Origin of the sequence: Pseudomonas sp. NPDC089395 (assembly GCF_044749525.1) — a bacterium.
Taxonomy (GTDB): domain Bacteria; phylum Pseudomonadota; class Gammaproteobacteria; order Pseudomonadales; family Pseudomonadaceae; genus Aquipseudomonas.
Genome location: NZ_JBIVID010000001.1, coordinates 967,754 through 991,494, shown reverse-complemented (window position 1 = coordinate 991,494; position 23,741 = coordinate 967,754). Strand labels below are relative to the sequence as shown.

The 23,741-nt window shown below is 65.9% G+C and carries 9 protein-coding genes; 4 read left to right on the top strand and 5 right to left on the bottom strand.

Annotation, left to right across the window (positions count from 1 at the left end; genetic code table 11):
- Window positions 1–61: 61 nt before the first annotated feature.
- From ACIPZG_RS04440 to ACIPZG_RS04425, 4 genes are all read left to right on the top strand, one after another.
- Window positions 62–1,717 (top strand): cyclic peptide export ABC transporter, encoded by a 1,656-nt coding sequence (locus ACIPZG_RS04440; protein WP_400710610.1) that lies wholly within the window; start codon window positions 62–64, stop codon window positions 1,715–1,717.
- Window positions 1,718–1,837: 120 nt separating this feature from the next.
- Window positions 1,838–8,221: an amino acid adenylation domain-containing protein gene (locus tag ACIPZG_RS04435; protein ID WP_400710607.1), complete on the top strand. Its 6,384-nt coding sequence runs from the start codon at window positions 1,838–1,840 to the stop codon at window positions 8,219–8,221.
- Window positions 8,221–16,758 carry an amino acid adenylation domain-containing protein gene (locus tag ACIPZG_RS04430; RefSeq protein ID WP_400710604.1) on the top strand — a complete coding sequence of 2,846 codons (8,538 nt, stop codon included), beginning with the start codon at window positions 8,221–8,223 and terminating at the stop codon, window positions 16,756–16,758. Before ACIPZG_RS04435 ends, ACIPZG_RS04430 begins: the two co-directional genes overlap by 1 nt.
- Window positions 16,759–16,819: 61 nt before the next feature.
- Window positions 16,820–17,770: an alpha/beta hydrolase gene (locus ACIPZG_RS04425; RefSeq protein ID WP_400710601.1), complete on the top strand. Its 951-nt coding sequence runs from the start codon at window positions 16,820–16,822 to the stop codon at window positions 17,768–17,770.
- 177 nt (window positions 17,771–17,947) lie between these two features.
- On the opposite strand, the gene ACIPZG_RS04420 is transcribed toward ACIPZG_RS04425, so the two are convergent.
- From ACIPZG_RS04420 to ACIPZG_RS04400, 5 genes are all read right to left on the bottom strand, one after another.
- The gene (locus tag ACIPZG_RS04420; RefSeq protein ID WP_400710598.1) at window positions 17,948–18,220 is read right to left on the bottom strand and encodes a DUF3077 domain-containing protein; all 273 of its coding nucleotides are present in this window, start codon (window positions 18,218–18,220) and stop codon (window positions 17,948–17,950) included.
- Between the two features lie 4 nt (window positions 18,221–18,224).
- Window positions 18,225–18,494: a hypothetical protein gene (locus tag ACIPZG_RS04415; RefSeq protein ID WP_400710595.1), complete on the bottom strand. Its 270-nt coding sequence runs from the start codon at window positions 18,492–18,494 to the stop codon at window positions 18,225–18,227.
- A 543-nt stretch (window positions 18,495–19,037) separates the two neighbouring features.
- Window positions 19,038–19,430: a hypothetical protein gene (locus tag ACIPZG_RS04410; RefSeq protein ID WP_400710592.1), complete on the bottom strand. Its 393-nt coding sequence runs from the start codon at window positions 19,428–19,430 to the stop codon at window positions 19,038–19,040.
- Window positions 19,411–20,475, bottom strand: a complete 1,065-nt coding sequence (locus ACIPZG_RS04405; RefSeq protein WP_400710589.1) for a polymorphic toxin type 44 domain-containing protein — start codon at window positions 20,473–20,475, stop codon at window positions 19,411–19,413. The genes ACIPZG_RS04410 and ACIPZG_RS04405 overlap by 20 nt, the downstream gene beginning before the upstream one ends.
- Before the next feature lie 636 nt (window positions 20,476–21,111).
- Window positions 21,112–23,643 (bottom strand): TonB-dependent siderophore receptor, encoded by a 2,532-nt coding sequence (locus ACIPZG_RS04400; protein ID WP_400710586.1) that lies wholly within the window; start codon window positions 23,641–23,643, stop codon window positions 21,112–21,114.
- Window positions 23,644–23,741: the final 98 nt, after the last annotated feature.

Sequence of the window (23,741 nt, the reverse complement as noted above, 5' to 3'; positions counted from 1 at the left end):
AATTGCCTTTCGGGCCACTCGTCCTATCGGTGTACTCACGCCTCTGATCCAGGAATCCAACATGACCTCCAAACCCCGCGGGGCCCTGAGCGAGCTGTTCACCCTGCTCAAACCCTTCTGGCCGATCGTCACCCTGTCGATTGTCATGGGCATGGTCGGTGGCCTCAGCGTCACCGCGCTGCTGGCCACCATCAACAGCGGCCTGCACGCCGACGGTGGCCTGAGCAACAGCGTGGTGCTGGGCTTTGCCGGGCTGTGCGCGCTGGCCCTGGCCAGCGCGATCTGCTCGGACATCGGCACCAACTATGTCGGCCAGCACATCATCGCCAAGCTGCGCAAAGCCCTGGGCGAGAAAGTGCTGTCGGCGCCCATCGAGCAGATCGAACGCTTTCGCAGCCACCGCCTGATCCCGGTGCTGACCCACGACGTCGACACCATCAGCGACTTCGCCTTCGCCTTCGCGCCCCTGGCCATCTCGCTGACCGTGACCCTCGGCTGCCTGGGCTACCTGGCCACGCTGTCGCTGCCGATGTTCCTGATGATGCTGCTGGCGATCGGGATCGGCAGCGTCATCCAGTTCATTGCCCGCGGCCGTGGCATCAAGGGCTTCATGGCCGCGCGCGATGCCGAAGACCGCCTGCAGAAGCACTACCATGCCGTGGCCGAAGGCGCCAAGGAACTGCGCATCCACCGCCCACGTCGCCAGCGCATGTTCCGCCAGGGCATCCAGGACACCGCCGACGAGATCTGCGCCACCCAGGTGCGCTCGATCAACACCTTCGTGATCGCCAAGAGTTTCGGCTCGATGCTGTTCTTCGTGGTCATCGGCCTGGGCCTGACCCTGCAGTTCCTCTGGCCGAGCGCCGACCCCAAGGCGATCAGCGGTTTCGTCCTGGTGCTGCTGTACATGAAAGGCCCGCTAGAGCACCTGATCGGCACCCTGCCGGTGGTCAGCCGCGCGCAGATCGCCTTTCGCCGCATCGCCGAGCTGTCCGAGCAGTTCTCCTCGCCCGAGCCGCACCTGCTGCTGGAAGACCACGGCAGCAAGCCGGTGGCGGTCGACAGCCTGGAGCTGCGTGAGGTGAGCTACGCCTACCAGCCAAGCCCCGGCGCCCAGCCGTTCCAGGTAGGGCCGGTGAACCTGCGCATCGCCCAAGGGGATATCGTCTTCGTGGTCGGTGAGAACGGCTGCGGCAAGACCACCCTGATCAAGCTGTTGCTCGGTCTGTACCCACCGCAGCACGGGCAGATCCTGCTCAATGGCCAGGCCATCGACGCCGCCGTGCGCGACGACTACCGCCAGCTGTTCACCACGGTGTTCGCCGACTACTACCTGTTCGATGACGTGGTGCAGGGCGACACGCACATCCCGGAGGATGCCAACCGCTACCTCGAACGCCTGGAGATCGCCCACAAGGTCAAGGTGCAGGACGGCGCCTTCAGCACCACCGACCTGTCCACCGGCCAGCGCAAGCGCCTGGCGCTGATCAACGCCTGGCTGGAAGAGCGCCCGGTGCTGGTGTTCGACGAATGGGCCGCCGACCAGGACCCGACCTTCCGGCGCATCTTCTACACCGAGCTGTTGCCCGACCTCAAGCGCCTGGGCAAGACCATCATCGTCATCTCCCACGACGACCGTTACTTCGACGTCGCCGACCAGTTGGTACGCCTGCAGGCTGGCAAAGTGCTGGTCGAAGCCGCTCCCGCCCTCGCCTGATACCCACCTGGCGCGCCCCTGTGCGCGCCAGGTGCGGCTGTTGCACCGCCCGCCTAAATCACCCCCGTGCCCTTTCGTCTCTCTCAGTACGCTTAATTCTCCAGTGATGGCGAGACCGAGATGACATCCCACGATCAATCCACCGATGACGCGCTGCTGGCCCTGCTCTGCGAGCTCGACGAGCCCACCGCCACCCCCGCCGGCATCGTTGCCCAGGGCGAAGGCGACGCCCCACTGTCCTTCGCCCAGGAGCAGCTGTGGCTGCTCGCCCAGCTCGACCCCGACGCCGCCACCTACAACCAGCCGCGTGCCTTCCTGCTGCACGGCGCGTTGCGCGCCGCCGACCTGCAGCAGGCGCTGGACCGGGTCATCGATCGGCATGACATCCTGCGTTCGCGCATCACCGAAGTGCAGGGCCAGCCCCGCCTGCTGATCGAGCACGAGGCGCGCCTGAACCTGCGCAGCGTCGACTTGCGCGGCCAGCCGCAAAACGTGCTGCAAGCCGCCCTGGATGCAGACGCCACCACCCCGTTCGATCTCGCCCAGGCACCGCTGCTGCGCGCCTGCCTGTACCAACTGGACAGCCACCGCCACGTACTGACGCTGACCAGCCACCACAGCATCAGCGACGCCTGGTCCAACCCGCTGCTGCTGCGCGACCTGGCGCAGGCCTACGCCAGCGGGCAAAGCCTGCCGCGCCCGGCCGTGCAGTACCACGACTACGCCCATTGGCAGCGCGGCGCTTACCTGACCAGCCCGGCGCAGGCCCAGGCAGCGGCTTACTGGCGCGAGTATCTGCAAGGCGGCATTACCCTGCTCGAAATGCCCACCGACCACCCGCGCGACAGCCGCCCGCCCGTGGCCGCCGGGGCCTGTGAATTGACCGTCGAGCCGGCCCTGTTCGAGCAGCTGCAGGCCGCCTGCCGCACCCATGGCCTGACCCCGTTCATGGTGCTGCTGGCCGCCTGGCAAGTGGTGCTCGGCCGCCACAGCGGCCAAAGCGACTTCATCCTCGGCGTGCCCAACGCCGGGCGCAACCAGGCCCAGGTCCAGGACCTGATCGGCTACTTCGTCAACAGCCAGATCCACCGCGCCCGCCTCGACCCACGACAGACCGTCGCCGGCCTGCTCGATCAGGTTCGTCGCCATGCCCTGGCCTGCCTGGAGCACGCCGACCATCCGCTGGAGCAGGTGCTTGGCGAGCAGCGCCAGGGCGCCAGCGGCGCGCTGTTCCACTGCCTGTTCAACTGGACCAGCGACAACGCCGAGCAGGCCGCACCTGGCTTCGCCGGCCTGCGCATCGAGCCGCTGCCCAGCGCGCCCGCCAACGCCAAGTTCGACCTCAGCCTCAACGTCCAGGCTGGGCGCGAGCAATTGCGCATCACCCTGGAGTACGACGCCGCACTGTTCGAAGCCACCAGCGCCCAACGCCTGGGCCAGGACTGGCTGGCGCTGCTGCAGGCCATGCTCGACCACCCACACTGCGCGCTCGGCGAACTGCAACTGCGATCCACCGCCCAGTGCCAGCAGCTGCAGGCGCGCTGGAACGCCACCGCCCACGCCTACCCCGCCGCGCCGTCGATCCACGCCCTGGTCGAGGCCCAGGCACGCAGCACCCCCGACGCCACCGCGCTGCTGCTCGGCGAAGCCACGCTGACCTACGCCCAGCTCAACCGCCAGGCAAATCAGTTGGCCCATAGCCTGATCGCCCAGGGCGTGCGCCAGGACACCCCGGTCGGCATCGCCGCCGAGCGCAGCCTGGAGCTGGTGGTCGGCCTGCTGGCGATTCTCAAGGCCGGCGGCGCCTATGTGCCGCTGGACCCTGAATACCCTGCCGAACGCCTGAGCTACATGTTCGAGGACAGCGGCATCGGCCTGCTGCTAACCCAGTCGCACCTGCTTGAACGCCTGCCGCTGCCGGCGGGCCTGGCGGTGCACCTGCTCGACCAGGCACCGGCCGCGCAGCCCGAGCACGACCCGCAACTGCCGAGTACGCCCGAGCAGTTGGCCTACGTCATCTACACCTCCGGCTCCACCGGCCGCCCCAAGGGCGCCGGCAACAGCCACCAGGCCCTAGCCAACCGCCTGCAGTGGATGCAGGCAACCTACGGCCTGGACGCCAGCGACACGGTGCTGCAGAAGACTCCGTTCAGCTTCGATGTATCGGTGTGGGAGTTCTTCTGGCCGCTGATGACCGGCGCCCGCCTGGCCATCGCCGCGCCCGGCGACCACCGCGACCCGGCGCGCCTGGTGCAGCTGATCGAACGGCACCAGGTCACCACCCTGCACTTCGTGCCCTCGATGCTGCAGGCGTTCCTGCTCGACGACCAGCTGGCTCGCTGCAGCAGCCTGCAGCGCATCGTCTGCAGCGGCGAAGCCCTGCCGGTGGACGCCCAGCAGCAGGTATTCGAGCGCCTGCCACAGGCGCGACTGTACAACCTCTATGGCCCCACCGAGGCGGCCATCGACGTCACCCACTGGACCTGCCGCGACGAAGGCAAAACCCACGTGCCGATTGGTACGCCCATCGCCAACCTGGCCTGCTGGGTCCTCGATGCCGGCCTGCAGCCGCAAGCGGCCGGGGTGATCGGTGAGCTGTACCTCAGCGGCGTGGGCCTGGCCCGCGGCTACCACCAGCGCCCGGCGCTGACCGCCGAACGCTTCGTCGCCTGCCCGTTCCAGCCCGGTGCGCGCATGTACCGCACCGGCGACCTGGCGCGCTATCGCGCCGACGGGGTGATCGAATACTGCGGGCGCATCGACCACCAGGTGAAGATCCGCGGCCTGCGCATCGAGCTCGGCGAAATCGAGGCGCGCCTGATGGAGCATCCGTCCATCCACGAAGCCGCCGTGCTGGCGGTGGACAACCAGCTGGTCGCCTACCTGGTGGCCAAGGCCGGCGAACCGGCGCCACAGCGCCAGCAACTGAGCCAGGCGCTGCTGGCCCAGCTGCCCGACTACATGGTGCCCAACCACTGGCTGTTCCTCGACGCCATGCCGCTGAGCCCCAACGGCAAGCTCGACCGCAAGGCCCTGCCGCCGGTGGGCGAGCCGATTCAGCAGGCCGAGTACCTGGCGCCGACCAGCGCCCTGCAACAGCATGTCGCGGCCACCTGGGCCGAGCTGCTCAAGGCCGAGCGAGTGGGCCTGGCGGACGACTTCTTCGCCCTCGGCGGTCACTCGCTGCTGGTAGCCCGGGTGGTCTCGCGCCTGCGCCACGAGCTGGCCCTGGAGTTTCCCCTGCGCCTGCTGTTCGACCAGCCCTGCCTGGGCGATTTCTGCCAGGCGCTGGCCAACCTGCAAAGCGCCAGGCCCAGCGCCATCCAGGCTCAGGCTTCGCGCGAGCACCTGCCGTTGTCCTTCGCCCAGGAGCGCCAGTGGCTGTTGTGGAAGCTCGACCCGAGCAGCAGCGCCTACCACATCCCCAGCGTGCTGCGCCTGCATGGCCCGCTGGACGTCGCCGCGCTGAACCAGGCCTTCGACCAACTGATCGCCCGCCACGAAACCCTGCGCACCGTCTTCACCCTCGACGGCGAGCAGCCACGCCAGCAGATCGTCGCCCCATGGTCGCTGAACCTGCAGGCACAGAACCTGGATGAAGCCGCGCGCGAGGCCTTCGTCAGCGGCCTGCTCGGTCAGCCCTTCGACCTGGCCAGCGGCCGCCTGCTGCGTGTGGGCCTGGTGCGCGTGGCCGCCGATGAACACCTGCTGGTGCTGGTGCAGCACCACATCGTCTCCGACGCCTGGTCGATGCAGGTGATGGTTGCCGAATTGAGCGCGCTCTACCGGGGACAGGCCCTGCCGCCACTGACGCTGCAATACGCCGACTTCGCCGCCTGGCAACGCGGCTGGCTCGAAGCCGGCGAGCGCGAGCGCCAGCTGGCCTACTGGCGCACGCGCCTGGCCGGCGAGCAGCCGGTGCTTGAGCTGCCTTATGACCACTCGCGCCGCGACGGCTCGCAACGCCTGGCCGGGCGCCTGCAACTGGCCTTGCCGACAGCGCTGGGCGAATCTCTGCAGCGCTTCGCCAGTGACCGCCAAGCGACATTGCCGATGATCCTGCTGGCCGCCTGGCAAGCCGTGCTGCACCGCTACACCGGCCAGGCGGACATCCGCATCGGCGTGCCGGTGGCCAACCGCAACCGCCTGGAAACCGAGCAGTTGATCGGCTTCTTCGTCAACACCCTGGTGCTGCGCGCCGATTGCAGCGCCGACCTGTCCTTCGCCGGGCTGCTGGCACAAACCCGACAGGCGATGATCGAGGCCCAGGACCACCAGGACCTGCCCTACGAGCAACTGCTCGAAGCGCTGCTGCCCCAGCGTGGCGCGCAGCAGTCGCTGTTCCAGGTGCTGTACAACCACCATCAGGCAACTGACGCCGCCGAGCTCGGCGCCTTGCGCCTGGAAGCCGTCGACAGCCAGCCGCAGCAGGCCCAGTTCGACCTGGCCCTGAGCACAGCCCAGGGTGAGCACGGCCTCAGCGCCGCCTTCACCTACGACCGTGACCTGTTCGACGCCGCCACCCTGCAACGCCTGGCCCAACACTGGCTGAACGTGCTCGAACAGGCTTTGGCGCACCCCGAGCTGCCACTCGCCCGCCTGGCCATACTGGACCCGACCGAGCGTCTGCAGGCCCAGCAAGCGTGGAATGGCGAACCTGTCTCGCACCCACAAACGCAGCCCCTGGCCGCCCGCATCGAAGCCCAGGCACAGCGCCTGCCACAGGCCACTGCCTTGCGTTATCAAGGGCAGTCCCTCAGCTACGCCGAGCTCAACCTGCGCGCCAACCGCCTGGCCCATCGTCTGATCGCCGCAGGTGTAGGCGCCGATGTGCCGGTGGGCCTGGCGGCCGAGCGCGGCTTCGAGATGATCGTCGGCCTGCTGGCGATCCTCAAGGCCGGAGGCGCCTACGTCCCGCTCGACCCAGCGCACCCGGCCGAGCGCCTGGCCTTCGTGGTGGCCGACAGCGGCATCCCGGTGCTGCTTGCCCAGCCCGGCCTGCTGGCCGAGCTGCCAGGCCACGATGGCCTGCTGCGCCTGGACCTCGACGCCCCCTACGCCGACCTGCCTGAGCACAACCCGCCGACGCGAAGCGGCATCGACAACCTCGCCTACATCATCTACACCTCCGGCTCCACCGGCCTGCCCAAGGGCACCCTGCTCAGCCAGCGCAACGTGCTGCGGCTGTTCACCGCCTGCGACCGCTGGTTCCGCTTCGACCATCAGGATGTCTGGACCCTGTTCCACTCCTTCGCCTTCGATTTCTCGGTGTGGGAAATCTTCGGCGCCCTGCTGCATGGAGGCCGTCTGGTGATCGTCCCGCAAACCCTCAGCCGCGACCCCCAGAGCTTCCTGCAACTGTTGGTGGACGAACGCGTCAGCGTGCTCAACCAGACGCCTTCGGCGTTCAAGCCACTGACCCAGGTCGCCTGCGCCAGCGCCTCGCCCGACCTCGCCCTGCGATTAGTGATCTTTGGCGGTGAAGCCCTCGACGTGGCAGCCCTGCGCCCCTGGTTCGAGCGCTTTGGCGACCAGCGCCCGCAGCTGGTGAACATGTACGGCATCACCGAAACCACCGTGCACGTCACCTACCGCCCGATCGGCCTTGACGACCTCACACGCAGCGTCAGCCCGATTGGCGAACTGATCGACGACCTCAGCGGCTACCTGCTCGACGGCGAACTCGAACCGGTGCCACTCGGCTGCGTCGGCGAGCTGTACATCGGCCAGGCGGGCCTGGCCCGTGGCTACCTCAACCGCGCCGGGCTCAGCGCCACACGCTTCATCGCCAACCCGTTCGCCAGCGAACCCGGCAGCCGCCTGTACCGCACCGGCGACCTGGCGCGCCGGCGCGGGGACGGCACCCTCGAATACATCGGACGGATCGACCAGCAGGTGAAGATCCGCGGCTTCCGTATCGAGCTCGGCGAAATCGAGGCCCGGCTGCTGGCGCAACCGGCGGTGGCCCAGGCGGTGGTGATCGCCGACCAGGGCCCGGCCGGCACCCGCCTGCTGGCGTATCTGGTGGCCCACCCCGGCCAGGCCCAGGACAGCGCAGCCCTGCGTATTGCGCTCAAGGCGCAGATGCCCGACTACATGGTCCCGGCGCAGTGCGTATGGCTCGACCAGCTGCCGCTGACCGTCAACGGCAAGCTCGACCGCAAGGCCCTGCCGGCACCGCCCGACAGCAATGCCGAACGCCCCTTCCGCGCCCCGCAGACGCCACTGCAACAGCAGTTGGCAGGTGTCTGGCAGCAGGTGCTGGGGGTTCAGGCCGTTGGCCTGGACGACGACTTCTTCGAGCTGGGCGGCCACTCGCTCTTGGTGATCAACGCCGTCTCGCGCATCCAGCTGGAGCTGGGCCGGGAACTCACCCCGCAGGCCCTGTTCCAGCACCCGACCCTCGAAGCGCTGGCGCTTCATCTGGACACCACGACAACCGCGGTCGATGAAAACAAGCTCGACACCCTCGAAGCCTGGCTCGACGAAATGGAGGAACACTGATGGACAGCACTACCGCTTCGAGGATTGCCAAGCGCTTCGTGCTGCTACCGCTGGAAAAGCGCCGGCAGTACCTGTTGAAAATGCGCGAGGAAGGCCTGTCGCTGGCCAGCCTGCCCATCCCGCGGGTGCGCGAGGAATTCGTGCGCCTGCCCTTGTCCTTTGCCCAGCAGCGCCAGTGGTTCCTGTGGCAGTTCGACCGCCAGTCCAGCGCCTACCACATTCCCTGCGCCCTGCGCCTGCGCGGCAGGTTGGATCAGGCCGCCTTGCAGGCCAGCCTGGAACAACTGGTGCGCCGCCATGACAGCCTGCGCACCCGCTTCGTCGAGGATGAACTGGGTGTCGCGCAACAGGTTGCAGCAGCAGAACACCTGCCGTTGAAGGTGACCACGCTCGACGAGGCGGCCCTGCAGGGCTACATTCAGGACCGCGTGCGCGAACCCTTCGACTTGGCCAGCGGCGCCTTGCTACGGACCGAACTGCTGCAACTGGGCAGCGACGACCATGTCCTGCTGCTGGTGCAGCACCACATCGTCAGCGATGGCCGCTCGATGCAAGTGATGGTCAAGGAACTGACCCACGGCTACGCCCACTTCAGCAAGGGCCTGCCCAGCCCGTTGGCCGAACTGCCACTGCAGTACACCGACTACGCCATCTGGCAGCGCCACTGGATGGAAGCAGGCGAACAGGAGCGCCAGCTCGACTACTGGCGCCAGCGCCTGGGCAACGAAGTGCCTGTGCTGGAGCTGCCGTTGGACCGCCCGCGCCCCAGCGTGCAACGTTTCGAAGGGGCGCGCCTGCCACTGGCCATCTCGCCTGCCCTGGCCCAGGCCGTGCGCCAGCTCGCCCAGGCGCGCCAGGCCACGCCGTTCATGGTGCTGCTGGCCTCATTCATGGCCTTGTTGCACCGCTATACGCGCCAGCAGGACATCCGCATCGGCGTGCCCAGCGCCAACCGCAACCGGGTCGAAGTCGAAGACCTGATCGGTTACTTCGTCAACACGCTGGTCATCGATGGCCAGTGCCAGCCGACCCTGTCGTTCAACCAGCTGCTCGACCAGGTCAAGGCCACCACCCTGCAGGCCCAGGCGCACCAGGACCTGCCGTTCGAGCAACTGGTCGAGGCGCTGCAACCGGAGCGCAACCTCAGCCACAACCCGCTGTTCCAGGTGATGTTCAACCACCAGGTGGGGGCGCCCCAACAACAGGCGCCGAGCGACCACGGCCTGGACATCGAGCCGTTGACACTCGCCGGCGAAACCGCGCAACTGGACCTGACCCTCAACACCCACGAGGATGCACAGGGGCTTGGCGCCAGCCTCACCTACGCCACCGCGCTGTTCGACCACGCCACCGTCGAGCGCCTGGGCCAGCACTGGCTGCGGCTGCTGGAGCACCTGGTCACGGCGCCCGACCAGGCCATTGGCGAAGCCGACCTGCTGGCCACCGACGAACGCCAGCAACTGCTCGAACAATGGAACGACACCGCCCACAACTACCCGCAAACGCCTTCGATCCATGCCCTGTTCGAAGCGCAGGCCCGCCGCTCGCCAGACGCCCCCGCGCTGCTGTTCGGCGAGGCCACGCTGACCTACGCCCAGCTCAACCGCCAGGCAAATCAGTTGGCCCATAGCCTGATCGCCCAGGGCGTGCGCCAGGACACCCCGGTCGGCATCGCCGCCGAGCGCAGCCTGGAGCTGGTGGTTGGCCTGCTGGCCATTCTCAAGGCCGGCGGCGCCTATGTGCCGCTGGACCCGGAATACCCTGCCGAGCGCCTGAGCTACATGTTCGAGGACAGCGGCATCGGCCTGCTGCTGACCCAGTCACACCTGCTTGAACGCCTGCCGCTGCCGGTGGGTCTGGCGGTGCACCTGCTCGACCAGACGCCAGCCGCGCAGCCCGAACACAACCCACAACTGCCCTGCACGCCCGAGCAACTGGCCTACGTCATCTACACCTCCGGTTCCACCGGTCGGCCCAAGGGCGCCGGCAACAGCCACCATGCGCTGACCAACCGTCTGCAGTGGATGCAGGCGGCCTACGGCCTGGATGCCAGCGATACGGTGCTGCAGAAGACTCCGTTCAGCTTCGACGTGTCGGTGTGGGAGTTCTTCTGGCCGCTGATGACCGGCGCCCGCCTGGCCATCGCCGCACCGGGTGACCATCGCGACCCGGCGCGCCTGGTGCGGTTGATCCACCAGCATCGGGTGACCACGCTGCACTTCGTGCCCTCGATGCTGCAGGCCTTTTTGCTCGACGATCAGGTCGCCAGTTGCAGCAGCCTGCAACGCATCGTCTGCAGTGGCGAAGCCCTGCCGGTGGAAGCCCAGCAACAGGTGTTCGCACGCCTGCCAAGGGCAAGCCTGTACAACCTCTACGGCCCCACCGAAGCGGCCATCGACGTCACCCACTGGACCTGCCGCGACGAGGGCGCGACAGCGGTGCCGATCGGCACGCCGATTGCCAACCTGGCCTGCTGGATCCTCGACGCTGGCCTGCAGCCACAGCCCGCCGGGGTCATTGGTGAGCTGTACCTGGGCGGCGATGGCCTGGCCCGCGGCTACCACCAGCGTCCGGCGCTGACCGCCGAGCGCTTCGTGGCCTGCCCGTTCCAGCCCGGTGCGCGCATGTACCGCACCGGCGACCTGGCGCGCTACCGCGCCGACGGCGTGATCGAATACTGCGGGCGCATCGACCACCAGGTGAAGATCCGCGGCCTGCGTATCGAGCTGGGCGAAATCGAGGCACGGCTGATGGAGCAGCCAGCCGTTCACGAAGCGGCGGTGCTGGCCGTGGACAACCAGCTGGTCGCCTACCTGGTGGCCAAGGCTGGCCAGCCAGCGCCGCAGCGTCAGCAACTGACTCAGGCACTGCTGGCCCACCTGCCCGACTACATGGTGCCCAACCACTGGGTGTTCCTCGACAGCATGCCGCTGAGCCCCAACGGCAAGCTGGATCGCAAGGCCCTGCCCAAGCCCGGCATGGCCCAGTCCCAGACCCGCTACAGTGCCGCCGAGAATGAATTGCAGGCGCGCCTGGTACAGCTCTGGCAGCGGGTGCTCAAGCGTGACCGGGTCGGTATCGACGACAACTTCTTCGAACTGGGTGGCGACTCGATCGTGTCCATCCAGCTGGTCAGCCAGGGGCGCCGTGACGGCCTGCACTTCAGCCCCAAGGACCTGTTCAGCCACCAGACCGTGCGCACCCTGGCGCAGGTTGCGCAAACCCAGGTGCAGCAGGCCCAGGCCACGCACCTGCCCGCCCGTGGCAACAGCCTGCTGCTGCCGATGCAGCAGCAGTTCTTCGCCCAGGCCATGCCCGAGGCGCAGCGCTGGAACCAGTCGGTGATGCTCAAGGCCAACCTGGCGCCGGAGCCGGCCCACCTTCGCCGCGCACTGCATGCCCTGGTAGCGGCCCACGATGCCCTGCGCCTGCGTTTCCAGGCGGCACAAGGTGCGTGTCAGGCGCACTTCGACGAGCAGGCGCCGGGAGGCGATCTGCTCTGGCAATTCGATGCCCGCCAGGGGGAAACCTGGCAGGCACTGTGCGACCGCGCCCAGGGCAGCCTCGACCTGGCCCACGGCCCCCTGCTGCGTGCAGTCCAGGGTGAGGTCGAGGGCGAACAGCGCCTGCTGCTGGTGATTCACCACCTGGCAGTGGACGGCGTGTCCTGGCGCATCCTCCTCGAAGACCTGCACACCGCCTACACCCAGGCCAGTGCCGGCCAGGCCTGCGAGCTGCCGGCACGCACCCTGTCGGTGCAGGACTGGGCCCTGCGCCTGCAGGCCCACGCGCAGAGCCCGGCGGGCGAGCAGGAAGCCGCGTTCTGGCAAGGCCAGAGCAGCGGTATCGATACCACCCTGCCCGCACGCGACAGCCGCGCGCCGCTGCGCGTGCGTGACAGCCAGAGCGTGGCCACCCACCTGGATGCCGACACCACCGCGCGCCTGCTCAAGGACTGCCCGGCAGCCTACCGCACGCAGATCAACGACCTGCTGCTGGCCGCACTGGCCCGCGTGCTGCAACGCTGGACCGGTGCCCGCGACCACCTGGTCGAACTCGAAGGCCACGGCCGCGAAGCCTTCGCCGACGACGAAGCCGACCTGACCCGCACGGTCGGTTGGCTGACCAGCCTCTACCCCGCACGTATCAGTGCCGGCGACTCGCTGGCCGAAGCGATCATGCTGACCAAGGAGCACCTGCGCGATCTGCCCGCCAAGGGCGCGTTCTTCGGTGCCCTGCGCAGCTACGCCAGCCCGGCGCTGCGCGAGGCCCTGGCCGCGCTGCCCACGGCCCGCATCACCTTCAACTACCTGGGCCAGTTCGACAGCGGCAATGGCGATGACGCCGCGCTGTTCCGACCGGCCCCGGCAGACAAAGGCCGTGAGCACAGCCCGGACGCACCGCTGCAGAACTGGCTGGCCCTCAACGGCCAGGTGTTCGACGGCGAGCTACGTCTGAACTGGAGTTTCAGCCCATTGATGTTCGAGCCGGTGCAGCTGCAGCAACTGGCCGACGACTACGCCCGCGAGCTGCGCGCCGTGGTCGCCCTGTGCGGCCAGGGCACACGCCGTGGCCTGACCCCGTCGGACGTGCCCCTGGCGCGGCTGACCCAGGCCCAGCTGGCCTTGCTGCCCTTCCCCTGTGAGCAGGTCGAGGACATCTACCCGCTGTCCACCGTGCAGCAGGGCATGCTGTTCCACACCCAGGACAATGGCGGTGGCGACTTCTACATCAACCAGACCAGCGTCGAGGTCCAGGGCCTGCAGGCATCGCGCTTCATCGCCGCCTGGGGCCAGCTGGTGCAGCGCCACGAGATGCTGCGCAGCGCCTTCTGGCAGGCACCGCAACTGCGCGAACCGCTGCAGGTGGTGCTGCGCCAGGGCCAGCTCGATGCCCGTGAACAGGACTGGCGCGGCCAGGCCGTCGACCCGGCGCGCCTGGCGGCGGCCGCCGAGGGCGAACGGCGCCGGCCCTTCGACCTGCTCGCCCCGCCCTTGCTGCGCCTGCTGCTGGTGCGCCTGGACGATGAGCGCCACCAGCTGATCCTGACCAGCCACCATATCCTCATGGACGGCTGGAGCCAGTCGCGCCTGCTCGGCGAGTTGTTCCAGTGCTATGCCGGCCAGCCACTGCCGCCCCAGCAGGGCCGCTACAGCGATTACATCCGCTGGCTGCAGGCCCCGGCCCAGCAAACCAGCGAAGCTTTCTGGCGGCCACGCCTGGCCGAGCTGCAGGGACCAACGCAACTGGCCGGTGCCACCGGCACCCGCAATGCGTCAGGCGCGCAAGGCCACGACGCGCTGTACCTGCACTGGGACGAGCAGCGCACCACCTGGCTGCGCGAACAGGCCCAGCGCCTGCGGGTCACCCCCAACACCCTGGTGCAAGCGGCCTGGGTACTGTTGTTGCAGCGCTACACCGGGCAGCCGACCGTGTGCTTCGGCGCCACGGTGTCCGGGCGCCCGGCGAGCCTGGCGGGTGCCGACAGCCTGCTGGGGCTGTTCATCAACACCTTGCCGATCATCCAGGCCCCGCACCCGGCGCAACCGGTACAGGCCTGGCTGCAGCAGCTGCAGACCTGCAACCTGGAAGTGCGCGACCACGAGCACACGCCGCTGGTGGACATCCAGCGCTGGGCCGAAAGCAACGGCCAGGCGTTGTTCGACAGCATCATCGTGTTCGAGAACTACCCGATCGATGAACGCCTGCAGAGCGCCGGCACCGCCGGCCTGCAATTCGGCGAAGCGCAGCTGCGCGACGTCACCAACTACCCGATGGACCTGGCCGTGCACCTGAACACGCGCCTGCGCATCGAGTTCCTGTACCGCCTGGACCACTTCCAGGCGCACCAGGTCGAAGCCATTCGCAGCCACTTCGAGGCCCTGCTGGAGCGCTTGCTGGACAACCCCGAAGCCGCTGTCGGCACGCTCGGCCTGCCGGTGGACGCTGCCCGGCCGTTGCCGCCAGAGACTGCCGAACAGCCCGACCTGGCCGCCCTGATCGGCCGCCACGCCGAACAGCGCCCGGACCAGGTCGCGGTACGCTGCGACGGTCGCCAGCTGACCTACGCCGAGCTGGAGCAGCAGGCCAACCGCCTGGCCTGGAGCCTGATCGAGCGCGGCATCGGCCGCGAGGACCGGGTGGGCATCGCCCTGGGCCGTTCGGTGGACACCCTCGTCGCCTTCTACGCCGTGATGAAGGCCGGTGCCGCCTACGTCCCGCTGGACATCGACTACCCCGCCGAACGCCTGCAATGGATCATCGGCGACGCCGACGTGGCCCTGCTGCTGACCGAGCAGGCCATCGGCGAGCGCCTGGGCGTGGCCCCGGCGCGCCGCCTGGACCTGGACCACTGCGCGCTGTCCTTGAAGGACCACGACCCAGGCCGCCAGGCGCTGGACGATCAGCTCAGCTACATGATCTACACCTCCGGCTCCACCGGTAACCCCAAGGGCGTCGCCGTGGCGCGCGGCCCGCTGCGCATGCACTGCCAGGCGATCATCGAACGCTACGAGATGAACCCATCGACCCGCGAACTGCTGTTCATGTCGTTCGCCTTCGACGGTGCCCAGGAGCGCTGGTTGTCGACCCTGATCAGCGGCGGCCAACTGGTGATCCGCGGCAACACCCTGTGGACCCCGCAGGAAACCTGGGACGTGCTGCACGCCGAGGCGATCAGCATCGCCTGCTTCCCACCGGCCTACCTGCAGCAACTGGCGGAGTATGGCCAAGGCCAGCCGACCCCACCGCCGGTGCGCATCTACTGCTTCGGCGGCGATGCGGTGGCTGACGCCAACTTCGAGCTGGTCAAGCAGGTGCTCAAGCCCCAGTACCTCACCAACGGCTATGGCCCAACCGAGACAGTGGTCACCCCGCTGCTGTGGAAGGCCCCCGTCAGTGCACACTGCGACGCGGTGTATGCGCCCATTGGCGAGGCCGTGGGCAATCGCACCCTGTACGTGCTCGACGATTGCCTCAACCCACTGCCGGTTGGCTTTGCCGGGGAGCTGTACATCGGCGCAGAAGGCCTGGCCCGTGGTTACCACAACCGCCCTGACCTGAGCGCCGAGCGCTTCGTTGCCGACCCGTTCAGCACCTGCGGCGGGCGGCTGTACCGCACCGGCGACCTGGTGCGCCAGCGCCCGGACGGCGTATTCGACTACCTGGGCCGCCTGGACAACCAGGTGAAGATCCGTGGTTTCCGTATCGAGCTGGGCGAAATCGAAGCGCGCCTGCGCGATGTCCCCGGCGTGCTCGATGCGGTGGTGGTGGCGCGCGAAGCGGCCACTGGCAAGCAACTGGTGGGCTATGTGGTGCGCAGTGAGGGCGAGCGTGCCACTGCGCCGCTGCTCGACCACCTGCGCCAGGTGCTGCCGGACTACATGGTGCCGGCTCAATTGATGGTGCTCGATGCCCTGCCCCTGACCCCCAACGGCAAAGTCGACCGCCGCGCGCTGCCCGAGCCGCGTCTGGCCGAGCGCAGCTATCAGGCCCCCGCCGATGAACGCCAGCACGCGCTTGCCGCCATCTGGGCCGATGTCCTGGGCCTGGAGCAGGTCGGCGTGACCGACCACTTCTTCGAACTCGGTGGCGATTCGCTGGGTGTGCTGAAGGTGCTGTCGCGCCTGCGCAACCAGCCCGAGCTGGGCCTGAACCTGAAGCTGCGCGACCTGATCGCACGCCCGACCATCGCCGAGCTGTGCCCGGCCAGCGACCAGCCGCAAGCCGCGCTCGACCCGCTGCTGTTGCTCAACCGCAAGGTCGAGCAACAGGCGCCGCTGTTCTGCCTCCATGCCGGGTTCGGCACGGTGTTCGACTACCGCCCACTGGCCCAGCGGCTGGACGGCCTGTGCAGCGTCTACGGCCTGCAAAACCGCATGCTGCTCGACCGCCAGTGGCAGGACGAATCGCTGGAGGCCATGGCCATCGACTACGCCCAGTACATCCGCCAGAAGCAACCGCAGGGGCCGTATCGCCTGTTGGGCTGGTCGCTGGGCGGGACGCTGGCGATGCTGGTCAGCCGCGAACTGGAAAGCCAGGGGCAACAGGTCGAGCTGCTGGGCCTGGTGGACACCTACCTGCCGGGCGAAGCCGGCGAGGCACTGGAAGACGACTGCGGCGGCGACTTGCGGGCTTTCCTCGCGGTGGTCAGCGGCAGACCTGCGGCCAGCCTGCCGTTGTTGTCGGCACCGGCAGAGGCCGAGGCGGCACGGTTGCAGAAGCTGATCGAACAGAGCCTGGCCGGTGTGCAGGCAAGCAGCCTGCCGTCGAGCGAAGAACTGGCTCGCACCTTCTCTGCGGCCATGACCCTCAAGCGCCTCTCGCTGAAGTTGCACGCCTTGCCCGCCGTGGCCGCGCGCCTCGACTGCTGGTGGGCCGACAGTGGCGATGCCGGCCCTGCCCAGGCCTTCGAGGCGAACCGCGCGGTTCGCTCCAGCCAGCGCCTGGATGCAGACCACTACGCCATCGTCAGCCATGCCGCACTGCTCGACGCGCTGCATGAGCGCCTGCACAGGGTGACCGCGCCAGCCGTCTGAACCGACGCCCGGCCACGCTCTGCGGCCGGGCCTTTCTCATCGATTTGCAAGGAATACCTGAATGTCCCTGGACTGCGATCTGGAAGCGTTCCTGGAATTGGCCGAACTCGGCCGCCTGACCGGCAAGAGCCTGCCCATGCATCAGCTGAGCGTCGCCCAGGCACGCGCGGAGTTCGAAAATGCCTCACGCCTGCTCGACCCCGACCCACCCGCACAGATCGAGGTGAGCGCGCTGCAGTTCGACACCCGCGAAGGCGCGCAATTACCCGCCCGCCTGTACCGCCGCCCGGGTATCACACCCAAGGCCACGCTGGTGTACCTGCATGGCGGTGGCTATGTGGTCGGCAGCCTCGATTCGCACGATTGCGTCTGCCGTCGCCTGGCCTGCCTGGGTGACTACGCGGTGTTCGCACCGGAGTACCGACTGGCGCCGGAGCGACCGTTCCCGACCGCCCTGCACGACTGCGAGGATGCTGTCCAATGGCTGCAGCGCAACGCCGGCGTGCTCGGATTGCAGGCGACGGACCTGGTGCTGGCCGGCGACAGCGCCGGGGCGACGCTGGCCACGGTGTTGGCGATCGCGGCGGCAGAACGACCGCAGGCCATGGCGGTGAAGGCGCAGTTGCTGTTTTATCCGGTAGCGGAAAGCAATACCCGACGCAGCTCGCACCAGCGGTATGCGGAAGGTTACCTGCTGGAAAGTGCGACGTTGGACTGGTTCTACGCACACTACCTGGGCAGCACCCAGGCACACGGCGACTGGCGCGCCTCGCCGCTGCTGCATCCGGCGCTGCCGGCCATGGCACCGGCGTACGTCAATTTGGCCCAGTACGATCCGCTGTTCGATGAAGGGCTGGAGTATGCGGGCAAGCTGGAAGCCAGCGGCACGCCGACCACGCTGCGCATCGAGGCGGGGTTGACCCATGACTTCTTGCGGATGTCGGGGATTACGGGGGCTAGCGCCGAGGTTTATGCGGCAGCTGGGCAGTGGTTGGAGGAGGTTTTGGATTAGGCAGGTGCCTGCTTCATTGCCTGAACCGGCCCCATCGCTGGCAAGCCAGCTCCCACAGGGACTCCACCGCTCTTGAGACTGGTGGTGTACCTGTGGTGCTCCCACAGGGCCTCCACTGTTCTTAAGACTGGTGGTGTACCTGTGGGAGCCGGCTTGCCGGCGATAGGGCCCTTGAGGTCAATGCAACCGGTTCTTGGCCATCTCGATATCGTTCATCAATGCCTTGGCCAAGGCGCTCAAGTAGTCTGCTGCACCGAGCAACTTGTGGTCATCCTCCATGTCGCCCTCGCGCACCAGGTGCTTGATGTAGCCCAGCAGTATCGAAACCTGCTCATAGGCATCATCGATCGGAATGCCCGGCTGTACCCGCAGCAGATCTACCGGCGGGTTGCCGACATCGAGGAATGTCTCCACGCCGGCTGTGGTGAGAATCTTGGATTCATCCGCCATGTCATCACCTCTGAGCCTGTTGGCCATACAGCCGAGCGTGCACATGCTCCACCAACGCAAACGCGATCTCGCTGGCATGCATCGCATTGCCCAGCATGCTCAGGCCGTGTTCACCAGCGCGGGCGCGGCAGTGTTCGTCGAGGGTTTCGATGACGCCACGTAGCAGCTCGCTGACGTGAGCCAGGGCGTCGGGTGGGTACATGTCGGATTGGACGGTGAAGAAAGGGGTAGTGAGAGGCTTACGGCGGGGAGGATCGGGGACGATCTTCTTCATGGTGATTTCCCTTCGCTTACTTAAAGGAACCACCACCTGAACCTTCTCACGAGTTTAGGTGGCAGCCGTACGCGGGGTGAGAAACCGAGGAAGCAAAGGAAAACTCGGCCAGACCGAAGTCTGCCCGCGCACGGCCGCCATGACAGCTGGCCGAAATTGCTTATCGTCGGGTTCTCACGCCCGGTCGCCGGAACGACTCGAGAACGTTATCCGTGAGGCATTTCCCCGACAACAGCGAAACTTCAGCAGCGCTCGTAGGATAATTCCCAAACTAGCGAATCCTGAAGCATTTGGTTTCAGATTCAGAAATGTCTTACACCTGACCTGCGGAGCACTAGAGCTGAGCCAACCGTTTTCTCAAAAAACCGACAAAGCCTTACACGGCCCTCGTCACATGCCGTCCCTCCTCCAATTGCATCAGGCGCAGGCTAACCGATTGCGAGTCAAGTGCCAGCGGTTAGGCGGCGATGCGACAGGCAGTCACAGAATTCAAAGTGCATTTGCAGTGAGTCAGTCCTGAGAAAACCCGCCTAGGCGGGTTTCCTATTTGGGTAGTGGCCCACATGCTTCGATAGATTTACCGTCAGTGCGGCTATCGACAGCACCATCTGCCCCGATGTAAACATCGGTATTCGGCCACTTCGGCTTAACCCGAATGCAGTGCGATTTCCCCCTGTTGTTCCAATCGAACTCCATGAAGAACTGATCTTTCGGAAAAATGTGCCCTGCACCACCCGTGGCTCCACCTGGGTAGATCTCACCTTTTGAGATATCGTGCTGAACATTCAAAATGTACCCGAGGCGCCCTTGTCCTTTGTCAGAGAAATGGAAACTCACTTGGGGTGTGGCGACATACCAAAAGATGATGGGCGCGAGTAATAGCGCCGTCATCCAATGCCAGAAATGCCGTTTCGGCTTATTTGCAGACGTGGTCACGTATGCCATCTCCCCAGCTTGAACGAGGCAATGCTAAAACTTCGTCCATGAGTATCTTTGCCGTAATCCCGCCGTTAGGGTGCTTTTTGTACAGGTTGACACCAATGCTGATAGCGATTCGGTCACCTATATCATCCCAAGCCCTCAGCCCTTCGATGTCTGTGGAGCGCTGTGGCCCTTTTCGCTCGTCCCACTTTTGAACTTTCCGAATGGAGTCTGATGCAATCTGTTCAAGCCCCGCGCCGTCCAGAAGGGCGCTTTCAGATAGGCCGCCAGCGCGCCCTACGTAGCCATAGTGGATGTTCGACCAGATATCGTAGAAGTAGTCGACCTGGCCTTGCTTCTGCCAAGGCCCACCGAACTGTTGTCCAATCGTCATCTTATGGTCCCAGGGCCTATTTTGACCCACCCTCTCAGCCCAAAGGGCCATTGCAGCAGCAGTATTGCCAAGCGCCATTGCTTGGAACTTAGGAGGTAAAAGGCGTGCATACCAAGGTAGCTTTTGAAACTTTGCATTTTCTTCTGCCGCGTCAAAGCTGATTAGCTTCTTCATTTTCAGTACGGATGGGTGAGTGATATTGCGGTTCATTTCACCGGCAATATAGATGGCCACCTGTTCCATCAAGTCAGGGTCTTTGCAAGTGACAGGTTTCGATTTCTTTTCTGCTAGCGTAGGTTTGATGGGGCGGGTAAAGCTGGCCTGACCTGTTGTTGCCGCCTGGCTCGCCGGCCCTGTAGCTGAGGGGCTTGCCACATCGCCAGGCCCGCCCATGGCCAGAACCCGGTTTCTCCCCGCTGGGCATTTGCACGCCACCAACGCCCCATCAACCACCGCCGGGCGGCCTTGGATCACGAAGTTTTGTACGCCCTCCACGAGCGTTCCGACTTCACCACAGACAGGGCAAGGGGTGGTCTTGTCCTGCACCCGTAATGCCTCACGCCCATGCCCTTTGAATCCGGTGCCGCTGGCCAGACATACGGCCCCTGTAGTGGTGCGGTCCCCATTCAAGGCCTGGTTCCTGCCTTGGATCCTGAAACGTGCCATGCGCTATCTCCTCGAGTGAAAGCCGGGAAACTAGCACCCACCAAGAGCCAGAAAATCACCCCAAAACACAGCAAGAGCGATCCTACAAAGCACGCTGAAATTTCCTACACGCCTGTTCTCAAATAGTCACTTTCAAAGAGACAGTCGCTCACCAAGCCACAGATTTTTAACGCCCAAGCTGACAGTTAAACGTCTCCCATCAACAGCCCAAAAGCCTTCCAGACCGCGGCGTTGCCGGGGATGCCTTGATCTGAGTTGTGGATGTAAAGGTCCCATCGCTTGCAAGCCAGCTTCTCTGGTGCCCTTAAGATCGAGCGCCGCCCGCGCGGCGCATCGCGGATGAATCCGCTCCTACATTTGTTGCAACGTGCCGCAGTCTGTCAGGCCATGGTTGTCCGCCCTTGGCGCCCAGCGAACATTCGGGTGGGCATCCGCGCCAACCCAATAATCACGTCGTACCAACAAGGCAGGCAACCATGGCCCATCAGACATAGGCACGTTGCAACAAATGTAGGAGCGGATTCATCCGCGATGCGCCGCGCGGGCGGCGCTCGATCTCAAGGGCGCCAGAAAACCCACGACAAGCACAAAAAAACCGGAGCAAGCTCCGGTTCTCTTGTTCACACCCTCAGCACTTCAGTACGTAGCCCGCACTGTCAGCATGAAGTTGCGCGGATCGCCATAGTAGTTGCCATAGGTCGAGGTACCCACCGTCTGGTAGTACTTCTTGTCGAACAGGTTGTTGCCATTGAGCGCCACGTTCCAGTGCTCGTCGATGCGGTAGTCGACCATCGCGTTCCAGATCGCGTAGCCGCTCTGCTCGTACTCGAACGGTACGTTGGCTTGCACCACATTACCCTGGCCGTCGAAGGTCGCCGCGGTACCGCTGACCTTGGTCGCGCTCTGGATATCCACACCACCGCCAACGCGGAAGTCATTCAGCACGCCCGGCAGGCGGTAGGTGGTGAACACCTTGGCCATGTGCTTGGGCGTGACGGTACTCAGCGCCGAGTCGGTGTCGCGGTTCTTGTTCAGGTTGAGGGTGTAGCTGGCCATCATCATCCAGTCCGGCAGGATCTCGCCGGAGATCTCCATGTCGACGCCCTTGCTGATCGTCTCGCCACCGTTGACGTAGCAGCAGTTGCCACCGAACGCGACCTGGGTCGGCGGATAATTCGCGTCCTGCACGGCCTGGTCTTCACGCTTGGTGTAGTACAGCGCGATGCTGGTGTTTACCGCTCCCCCGAACAGCTCGCCCTTGATACCGGTTTCGTAGGTCTTGCCGGTCATCGGGTCCAGCGTGCTGCCCGAGTTGGGCGGGCCGGCCATCAGGTTCTGCTGCGGTTTGTAGATTTCTGCGTAGCTGGCATAGGCCGCCCACTCGTCTGTCAGGTCGTAGACGATGCCGCCGAACGGGGTGACCTTGGTCGGCTCGTGCATGTCGACGCGCGACTGCTGGGTCCAGACGCCCGCTGCGTTGGCAGTCTGGTAAGTCTGTTCGAACTTGTAACGCTGTACCCGGGCACCGAGGATGACGTGCAGCGGCTCGGCCACCTGCAGGCGCAGGCTCGAGTACAGGCCGTACTGGGTCTGGCTGTTGGGCTTGTAGTCACGGCTGATGGGCGGGCGCGCGCCTGGATCGTCCCAAGGCGTGGAATCAGGGTCGAAGACGTTGACCGGGCCACCGGCGGTGGTGAAGCGGCCGGTACCTTGCCAACGGCTGTCGATCTCCTGGTAATCGCCACCGACCACCAGACGGTGATTCAGGCCGAACATGCTGAAGTCGCCCGAGATGTTGGCGTCATACAGGTTCTGCTCGCTCCACTGGGTGACCCAGGTACCGTAGCGGGTCACTCCGGTGCCGGTGATCGGGTTGACCGAGCCCAGGGTGGTGGCGTTGTTGGTATCGATGGTGTCGTAGATGTTGGTGTAGCTGAGGTTGAGCTTCCAGTCGTCGTTCAGGCGATGGTCGACCTTGGCGAAGTACTCGCGGGAATAGCCGTCGGCATAAGCCCAAGTGGTGGACAGGCCGGTGTGGCGCGGTAGCCCCAGGTCGGCACCGTCGCTGTAGCGCGGTACGGCCGAGGCGGTACCGGTTTCATGCACCTTGTTGAAGCGCATGCCGCCGGTGAGCATGGTGTCGTCGGTCACATCGGCTTCGAGCACACCGTAGAAGAACGGCTTGTCGGTGGCGCGGTTGTCGACGAAGTACTGACGATCCTGGTAAGCCACCACCGCCCGGCCACGCAGCTTGCCATCGAAGCCCAGCGGGCCGGTCACGTCCAGCTCGCTGCGGTAGTTGTCCCAGCTGCCCGCGGAGGCGGTGAACTTGAGCTGGTAGAAGTCCAGCGGGCGCTTGCGCACCAGGTTGATGATGCCGCCCGGGTCGCCGGTGCCGCCGAACAACGCACTGGAGCCGCGCAGCACTTCGACGTGGTCGAATTCGGCGATGTCGTAGATGTTCGATGAATAGAAGCTGCCTGCAGTGGTGCCCAGGGCCATGGGCGCTGCACCGTCGAGCTGGATGTTCTGGATCGGGAAGCCGCGCGAGTAGAAGTCCTGGATGCGGAACGTGGAGCTCTGCACGGTCACGCCCGGCACGGCCTTCATCGCATCGTTGATGTCGGTGATCTGGCGGTCTTCGATCAGCTGGCGGGTGACGACCGACACCGACTGCGGGGTTTCCTTCAGCGAGGTCGGGCTCTTGGAGCCGACGCTGGTCAACCCCGGCGTGTAGGAGCCGGTGTTCTCGGTGGCCTGGCCCATCCCCTGGCCCATGATGGTGGTTTCGCCAATGACCATGGCGCCGGCACCGATGTCGCTGCTGTCAGTGCTGATCAGCATCACCGAGTTGTTCTCGATGCGGTAGGTCAGGCCAGCGCCGTCCAGCAGTTGCGCCAGGGCCTGGTCGGGCTCCATGGTGCCGCTGACCTTGGGCGCACGCTTGCCGGTGACCAGGTCGGGCGAATAGACCATCTGCAGGCCGGTCTGCTTGCCAAGGGCAACCAGCGCCTGGTCCAGCGGCTGGGCCGGAATGTCCACGGCAACCGGCTTGGCGTGCGCATGCGCCATGGCCAGGCTCAGCACCAGAGCCGAAGCCCGCAGGCTCCACTTCGCTGGACCGGCGGCCAAGGCTGCCCCCTTGTTTCGCATACGTTTGGACTTCATGTGCGCAACTGACTCCGAATGATCTATGAGTGTTTGGTTGACGGTCTCTGGGGGCCGTTTCAAGTGAGAACCACGCGGATGGAACAACGCGTTTGGTG

Excerpts from the sequence above, each read along its gene's own strand:
- ACIPZG_RS04440 (WP_400710610.1), top strand. The coding sequence starts at position 62 with ATGACCTCCAAACCCCGCGGGGCCCTGAGCGAGCTGTTCACCCTGCTC.
- ACIPZG_RS04435 (WP_400710607.1), top strand. The coding sequence starts at position 1,838 with ATGACATCCCACGATCAATCCACCGATGACGCGCTGCTGGCCCTGCTC.
- ACIPZG_RS04430 (WP_400710604.1), top strand. The coding sequence starts at position 8,221 with ATGGACAGCACTACCGCTTCGAGGATTGCCAAGCGCTTCGTGCTGCTA.
- ACIPZG_RS04425 (WP_400710601.1), top strand. The coding sequence starts at position 16,820 with ATGTCCCTGGACTGCGATCTGGAAGCGTTCCTGGAATTGGCCGAACTC.
- ACIPZG_RS04420 (WP_400710598.1), bottom strand. The coding sequence starts at position 18,220 with ATGGCGGATGAATCCAAGATTCTCACCACAGCCGGCGTGGAGACATTC.
- ACIPZG_RS04415 (WP_400710595.1), bottom strand. The coding sequence starts at position 18,494 with ATGAAGAAGATCGTCCCCGATCCTCCCCGCCGTAAGCCTCTCACTACC.
- ACIPZG_RS04405 (WP_400710589.1), bottom strand. The coding sequence starts at position 20,475 with ATGGCACGTTTCAGGATCCAAGGCAGGAACCAGGCCTTGAATGGGGAC.
- ACIPZG_RS04400 (WP_400710586.1), bottom strand. The coding sequence starts at position 23,643 with ATGAAGTCCAAACGTATGCGAAACAAGGGGGCAGCCTTGGCCGCCGGT.